This is a genomic window from Chthonomonas sp., assembly GCF_035294505.1.
Lineage (GTDB): Bacteria > Armatimonadota > Chthonomonadetes > Chthonomonadales > Chthonomonadaceae > Chthonomonas.
Map to the genome: position 1 here is coordinate 1 of NZ_DATGKU010000047.1, position 7,786 is coordinate 7,786.

Genomic DNA, 7,786 nt, shown 5'->3' on the forward strand with positions numbered 1-7,786 from the left:
TGTAGGGCCAAACGAAATCCGAACGCAGCAGAATGCCCACGCTAATGCCGCTGACATAGGCGCTGGCAAGGTTTGGCCATTTGCCATAGGTGAGTCGGCCTAGCACCAACTCGGTCGCCATGCTGGTAAGAATGGCTGCCAGCGTGTAGAACGGATTCACGAGAACCCGCGCGGAGAGTTGCGCCATCAAGAGGATGAAGGTGATCAGCAGGGGCGCAATATAGCGTGGATCGATTCGTAAGCCAAGGCCTTTCGGCCGCACTCGTTCGACCGCATTTTTAAATAAAACAAGATTGCCCATAATGACTATGGCTCCTTGATGTTATTGATCGCATTGATTTTGAGAGAAGAGGCCGGGAGCGTTTGAATGAGGCCTGAGGGCCATCGGATCACCAGTTTTTCGATCTGAGGATCGGGGCCGAGTCCAAAATGAAGCCGGCGTTGGTTCTCCGCCGCGAATCCACATCCTCCCAGCACAAACTGTAGCTGTTGTTGATGATTCCAATACAGAGTTACCGCGGCACCGATGGCACTGCGGTTGCTTCGCGTGCCCTCCAAATGAAACTCAATCCACCTGTTCTTGGGGTCTACGGTGTTTCGATAGATCAGCAGCGGGCCGCGCTGATTTGCCACAACGACATCGAGCGCCCCATTATTCCACAGATCGGCCAAGGCCACAGCCCGTCCATCGTAGAGGTCAGTCGCTCCAATCTGTTGAGCCACCTCGGTAAAGTGGCCGGTGCCATCGCCGAGCCAGACGCATTTCTTCTCATAGCCGGAGAGGCTTCGCCCGTTCATGGCCGGCCAGTTGGCCGCATCCGAGATAATGGCGCTGTTGGCTCCCGCCACCTTATTGAAATCGTGCCAGTAGCTTTGGTCGCGCTTTCCCGAATAGAAGCCGTTGGTAAGATAGAGGTCGAGATAGCCGTCGTTATTGAGGTCGCCGAACTGCGCCCCAAAACTCCAGCCGCCCATGGCCACCCCCATCTCGGCCCCCATCTCGTTATACTTAATGGCCTTACCCGTTGTGCCGGGTTGGGGCACCCACAGGTTATTGCCCTGCATAAGCTCGCCGGGTTCCGAGATATTGCTTATATAGATGCAGGGCCGTCCCTGATTAAGGATATCGCCGAAGCTCACGTTCATGCCGCTTTTAGGGCCTTCGGTAAACGAGTAGATGGCGCTTTTCGCGATGGGGATAAAGCGCCTCCCATGGTCGTTATAGAAGAAGAGCGAGGCCCCATAGTCTCCGGCGATCACGATATCGGGATAGCCGGTGCCACACAAGTCGGCAGCGGCGGCGGCCAACGCCCAGTAGCGTCCGCCGAGGCCCATCGGCTCGGTAACGTCCTCAAAACGTCCACCGCCCAGGTTCTCCAGCAGATAGAGCCGACCCCCATTGCTGCCGTACTCGAAATTGTTCGTCATGATCTTGGTGGTGGTGAGGTGAAACAGGTCTATATCGTCGGGGAAATAGCTGCACAGGAGAAGGTCAATTTTGCCATCGTTGTTGTAGTCGAGCCAGATAGCGTTGGAGATGTTGGCCTTTGCGGGCAGCCCACTGCCGGCCGTTACATTGGTGAAGCGCTTGCCCCCTTCGTTATGAAACAGGAGGGTAGGGCCGCTCCACTTGTAGACCAGCAGGTCTTCATAGCCATCGTTATCGTAGTCGCCCCACACGGCCCCTTGGCAGACACCTGTTCCTGGAGCGTTGAGATCGTTTAGACCCACCTCTTCGGTGACATCGCTGAAGGTGCCATCATGGTTATTGCGGTAGAGAGCACACTGTGTGCCTACTCCGCTATTGGTCACAAAAATATCGGCCCAGCCGTCCCTATCGAAATCCACAATGGAGACCGAGGCCCCGAAGGAGGCCACTTCGGGCATGATGTTGTTGAGCTTTGGGTCGAACTGTGGGGCTTGATGTACGAAGTGAATGCCACACTGTTGGGCGCACTCGGTGAGAGAAAAACCGTAGCGTTGAAGCGATGCTTGGGGCGAGAGGGCACGGGGCAGCCGCATGGAAGCGCCCTCCACAGAGATGTCGCCTCCTCGGCGGCTCAGCCAGCGCGCCAGGGGTACCCCGCCCACGAGGGCCAAAAACATGCCGATGGCCACCCGCCGCGATACGGCTACAGCATGCTGTTCTTTAATCGGTTCCGAAATTCCCATAATGAACATCCAAAAGAGCACGAGTTTGCTATGTTTGAAGAGAATAGGAAGGAATAACTCCCCACCTATATTGTACCAAACTTTTCAACCCCATGCGAACGGCAAGTTGCTGCCGCTGCCTCCCGATCGCAAGATTTTCTGAGGCAGAGCGCCCTTCCCCTCAAGGGTTGACCCTACAACCATCCTACGAATCAAATCGCTCCGGTAGTGGCAGGCCTGTGCCTGCCCAATAAAAATAGGGCAATCCTTATGGGGTAACCACCAAAAGCGAGATAACCCTATATGCAGGTAACCTCAAGAGTTACATCGCCATGCCCATCACTCCGGCATCTTCTCTATAAAAAATTCGCCGAGATTGAGACGCTGCCCTCTGAGGAGAGGAGGCAAGAAGGGTAAAATCTATCGCGGTCTGTTGCGCGTTACCATCCACAAAAAGGGAAAACCTTCCTAAAATAGAATAGCCTCTGCGACAAAAAGCGTTCTCTATTCGGTATCTAAATCGGTATACTCTCGTTAGGAAGCGAGGAGGATATGCCTAACACACGGAACAAACAACGGGGCGTTCGCCGAAAAGTCGTTTTTTGGTTGCTTGCTGCCGTGCTCTTTGTAGCAGGCCTCGTGGGCAGTGAGCCTCTTTTGGCCCGTCTCTATCAACTGTATAACGATCGCTCTCTCGCCGTTGCCATCGAACGCGGCGACAACGCAATGCTTCTGCGCCTTTTGAACTCCGGTGCCGACCCCAACTTTCCCCTCGATTACGAAAACCCGAAGCCCACGCCAGCCACCTATCTCAAAAACGCCCTGCACGGGCCTTTGCGTGCCCCCCGCATTCCCGTGACCACGCCGCTTATGCTGGCCGTTATTCACAAACGACCCGATATGGTGGAAGAGCTTCTGGCACACGGTGCCTTTGTAGATGCGCGGGACGAATATCGCTTTACCCCGCTGATCATGGCGCTGTCGCTGCACCAACATGAGATCGTACGCCTGTTGCTCGCCCACGGAGCCGACCCCAATGCCCAAAACGATCTGGATATTCCTCCTATCGCTTGGGCCATTGAAGTAGGAGATAGCGACGACGTTCCCCTTCTGCTGGCCCATGGGGCGAATCCCAACGCCTTAGATATGGACGGGCGTCCGGTGCTCTATTTGGCCGCCCTCTTGAACGACAAAAAGTCTATACGCGCTCTACTCCGCTACAACGCAAGCCCGAGCCTCGCCTTCCATGGATGGACGGTTCTTGACCTTATACGTCATCGGGGAGATCGCGAGCTGCAGCAGCTTTTCGCCCCCTTCCTCCGGCAGGAGAACGGAGCGATGTTTCAAGGTTAGCGCGAGGAGGGAGTAACCACAAGGGTTGTCCCTACACCCACCTCAAGGAACCAACCTGCCTTTGTAGGGGCAGGCCTTGCGACTGGCCAATGAAATAGGGCGATGTCCTTCCCCTCAAGGCCGACGCCCTCCCCCTCCCCCTATCAGGGAGAGGGGAGATTAGCAAAAGGGGCACGGTGACCGTGCCCCTACAGGCGGTTTCCTTTGATTAGCTTCCCTTCGGTAACTAACCATAACCGCCCCCTTTCTCCCTAATAGGGGGAAAGGATGGGATAGGGGGCGAGCGAGGTTGGCTTGCTTTGCAAAACTGCCTCTAGAACCGTGAAGCTGGCAGTCTCTGTAGCCCATCACCCTAGCCCTCAGAACCGATAGGAATTGAAACTCAAGATTTCTCGCCTTCGGCTCGAAATGACAGGTGTGGTATCGGCTCGAAATGACAGTTGTTTATCCAGTCTTCAGCTCGAAATGACAGTGGTTTATCTCGCCTTCGGCTCGAAATGACAGTCGTATCGCCGGCTCTTAAAGCTCCCACTCCCCCGCTCCTCAAGGCCGATACAGGGGTCCCCAGAAAATCGAAAGATTTTCTGGGGTAGGGCGCCCTCCCCCTCCCCCTATCAGGGAGAGGGACACCTAGCGGTGAGCACCTCAGCGGCCAGAAAGATTGCCTTACTCGCCTACCTCTCTGGCCGCTGCATCGCCGTGCGCTAGCACCTCCCTAATAGGGGGAAAGGACGGGATAGGGGGCGAACAAGATAGCCGTGCTTCTGGAGATTGGCTCTAGAACCAAGCAATTGGCAGTCTCTGCTTTAGTCCGCAAGTAACTGCATCAGCAGGGTATCGGTGAGGAGGGCGATGTTGGCGTTGAAATCCAGCCGGCGACGCGCCAGCAAAATGGCGTCTATGGCGCGTTGCCATCGCCGGGGGGAGGCCTTTTGGGCAATGCAGGCAAGATCAGAGCGCCGATGCACGTTCACAATGGCCGTCTCTAGGCCACATGTAGACAAGAGGAAGAGATCACGATAGAAAATGACCATCAGGTCGAAGAGGGCGGCAAACTGACGCCGTGCCGCCTGCTCCCGCTGGGCGGCCGGCTCTCCCTCCTCCGATTCGGAATGGACTTTCTCCTCTTCAAAAAGCGACGTCAGCTCGCCGGCAAGACGTCGCATCTGCTCGCCGAGTCGAAGCGCGCGTCCCTTAGGCGCCACGGCGATCATCTCGATCAGCTCAAAGACGTTCTCTATCTCTCGAAGTGCCTGCGGGTTGCCGGCAAGGCGTACACCTTGCCCTATGCGCCCCTCCGATATCGCCGCAACCTGGTAGGCCTGTGCCGGCTCCAGCCCGTAGCGCTCCCTAAGATAGTCGCTCAAGCGGTTTTGGGGCAGGGGAAGCAGGCGCAGCACCTGACTGCGCGAGACGATGGTAGGCAACACGCGTGAGGGATGCGGTGCGGTAAGCACAAACAGCGCATAGGGGGGCGGCTCCTCTAAAACTTTTAGCAGGCTATTGGCTGCCGCTTCGGTAAGCCGCTCTACGGCCTCCAAAATGTAGACCCGCTTTCGCCCGATAACCGGCGCAAAGGAGAGCGTATGCGATAGAGCGCCGGGCGGGCGCCCATCCCGATCCCAAAGCTGCCAAATCTGAAGCTGTTCGCCGGCCGGTCGAATCGTAAGGATTTCTGGGTGCGTGCCGGTATGGGCGTAGCGACAGGAGGGGCACACGCCGCAAGCATCAAGCGGCTCTCTTTGAGGGTCTTGGCAAGCAGCTACCTGGGCAAATGTGCGCGCCAAGGTGCCCCTCCCCACGCCGGGGCTGCCCACCATAAGCCATGTGCCGTGCAAGCGATCTTCGGTCATCGCTTTGCGCAGCGCCTTGATGGCCGCCTCCTGGCCTACGAGATCGGCAAAACGCGGCATATTAACGAAGGTTCCTCGCCCCGATGTCGCGGCGGTAGTGCATGCCCTCAAAAGAGATGCGCGCAATGCCCCGATAGGCCTGCGCCATGGCCTCCCGAACATCGGCCCCAAGGCCGGTGACGCCCAGCACACGGCCGCCATCCGTCACAATCCGGCCTCCTTCTCTGCGCGTGCCGGCATGAAACACCAAACACCCTTCGGCCTCCGCCTCTTCGATGCCGTCAATGGGTTTGCCGGTTTCATAACTCCCCGGATAGCCTGCGGAGGCCGCCACCACGTTGACGGCCGCTCCCGACTTCCAACGAACCTCCACTTGGTCAAGAGTGCACTCTACCGCGCCTAGCAGCAGTTCGAGCAGATCGCTTTCCAGAAGCGGCAGCACCGCTTGGGTTTCGGGGTCGCCAAATCGGCAGTTAAATTCGATACACTTCGGCCCCTCCGGCGTCACCATCACTCCGGCATAGAGCGTTCCCCGGTAGGGAATGCCAAGCGCCCGAATGGCCTCGATGGCCGGGCGCAGAATGCGATCAACAGCCTGTTGGGTGAGGTCTGGTGGGAGGATAGGTACGGGGCAGACGGCGCCCATGCCGCCAGTATTAGGGCCTTGATCGTTATCGTAGACCCGCTTATGATCTTGCGAGGGCAGGAGGGGAACCAGATGGCTGCCGTCGGTAATCGCCATGATGGAGGCCTCTTCGCCGGTAAGGCACTCCTCGATAACCACATGAGCGCCGGCCTCTCCAAAAACCTTTTCCTCCATGATGCGGTGGACAGCCTCTTCGGCCTCCTGACGCGAGGCGGCCACCGTTACCCCTTTGCCGGCAGCGAGTCCATCGGCCTTCACCACGATGCGGGCGTCGGGGCCATGCTGGGCATAGTAGTCCGCAATGCGAGCACGGGCTACAGTGGGCGAATCGCACACCCAAAACGACGCAGTGGGAATGCCGGAGGTCTGCATGAGGCGCTTTGCGAAGGCTTTGCTGCCCTCGATGCGAGCGGGGTCTTTTGAGGGGCCGAAGATGGGCAAGCCGCGCGCTTCAAACAGGTCTACAATACCGGCCATGAGAGGGGCTTCGGGCCCCACCACGGTCAGCGCCATTTTCTGAGCGGCAGCAAAGTTGGCTAGGGCCTCGATGTCGGTAGGTTTTAATGGAACGCACTCGGCCAGTCGCTCAATGCCGGCGTTGCCCGGAGCGCAGTAGAGCTTCTCCACGCGCGGGCTTTGGGCCAGTTTCCAAACAAGGGCGTGCTCGCGCCCCCCACCCCCCACCACCAAAACCTTCATGTTAGGCTATCCCTCCTCAATTTCATGCACCCGGTCAATGTTCACAAAGCGAGTGTACTGCGGCTGGAAACCCACGATCACTTTGCCGGTAGGGCCGCTGCGATGTTTGGCGATGATCAGCTCAGCCTCCTCCTGGCGCTCCGCCCCGTACGGGCGCGGCCCCTCCTCCTCTTCCTCCTCGCGCATCTTATAGTAGGCCTCGCGATAGATAAAAATCACGATGTCGGCCTCGGCCTCTATCGAGCCGGACTCGCGTAGGTCGGAGAGCAGAGGGCGTTTATCGGGGCGCGACTCCACCGCACGCGAGAGCTGCGAGAGCGCGATAACCGGCACATCCAGCTCACGAGCCAGGCTTTTACAGGCCCGCGCGATCTCCGAAATCTCCTGGTTACGGTTTTCGGTACGGCGATGCGAGCGCATGAGCTGCAGATAGTCTATCAGCACCAACCCAAGGCCTCTCTCGGCCTTCAACCGGCGGCATTTTGCGCGGATTTCGATGATGGAGATGTCGGGCGTATCGTCAATAAAAATGGGCGCCTCCGCCAGCCGACTGATTCCCTCGCCCACACGCTGCCAATCCTCCGGCTGAAGATTGCCCGTGCGCAAACGATGGGCATCCACGCGCGATTCGGAACAGATAAGGCGGGTTACAAGCTGCTCTTTAGACATCTCCAGGCTGAAGATGGCCACCGGCAGGCGCTCCTCCAAAGCGACGTGCTGGGCAAGTTGGAGGCTGAGCGTGGTTTTACCCATTCCGGGCCTGGCCGCAACGATGATGAGGTCGGAGGGCTGCAGACCTGCCGTTTTGTAGTTGAGATCGTCGAAGGGGGTTAGGCGGCCGGTGGGGGCGCCGCGGTTTTCGTAGCGCTTCTCAATGCGGTCGAGTTCGGCATTCAGAAGGGGGCGCAGTTCGTAGAAATAGCGCCCCATGCGCCGCTGCCCTACCTCGAAAATGATCTGCTCGGCCTGGTCAACCAGCTCCTCGATGCTCTCAAAATCGCTGTAAGCCAGCCCTTGAACCCGCGTTCCGGCATCCAATAGCCGCCGCAGAATGGCCTTTTCCTCCACGAGACGGGCATAGTGC

At 58.1% G+C, this 7,786-nt stretch carries 5 protein-coding genes and 1 pseudogene; 1 reads left to right on the forward strand and 5 read right to left on the reverse strand.

Annotation, left to right across the window (positions count from 1 at the left end; all coding sequences use genetic code 11):
- Both VKV18_RS02090 and VKV18_RS02095 read right to left on the reverse strand, forming a co-directional pair.
- A pseudogene (locus tag VKV18_RS02090) lies at positions 1-301 on the reverse strand (hypothetical protein); the annotation flags it as partial.
- Between the two features lie 5 nt (positions 302-306).
- Entirely contained in the window at positions 307-2,172 is a 1,866-nt protein-coding gene (locus VKV18_RS02095) for a CRTAC1 family protein (protein ID WP_324202575.1), read from the reverse strand.
- 531 nt (positions 2,173-2,703) lie between these two features.
- Here VKV18_RS02095 and VKV18_RS02100 point away from each other — a divergent pair.
- Entirely contained in the window at positions 2,704-3,504 is an 801-nt protein-coding gene (locus tag VKV18_RS02100) for an ankyrin repeat domain-containing protein (RefSeq protein WP_324202576.1), read from the forward strand.
- Positions 3,505-4,310: 806 nt separating this feature from the next.
- Here VKV18_RS02100 and VKV18_RS02105 read toward each other — a convergent pair.
- The 3 genes from VKV18_RS02105 to dnaB all read right to left on the reverse strand — a co-directional run.
- Positions 4,311-5,417: a hypothetical protein gene (locus tag VKV18_RS02105; RefSeq protein ID WP_324202577.1), complete on the reverse strand. Its 1,107-nt coding sequence runs from the start codon at positions 5,415-5,417 to the stop codon at positions 4,311-4,313.
- 1 nt (position 5,418) lies between these two features.
- A complete protein-coding gene (gene purD, locus VKV18_RS02110) occupies positions 5,419-6,702 on the reverse strand; it encodes a phosphoribosylamine--glycine ligase (protein WP_324202578.1) in 1,284 nt (427 codons plus the stop codon).
- Positions 6,703-6,708: 6 nt separating this feature from the next.
- A partial coding sequence (gene dnaB / locus VKV18_RS02115; protein WP_324202579.1) for a replicative DNA helicase occupies positions 6,709-7,786 on the reverse strand: 1,078 nt, incomplete at its 5' end.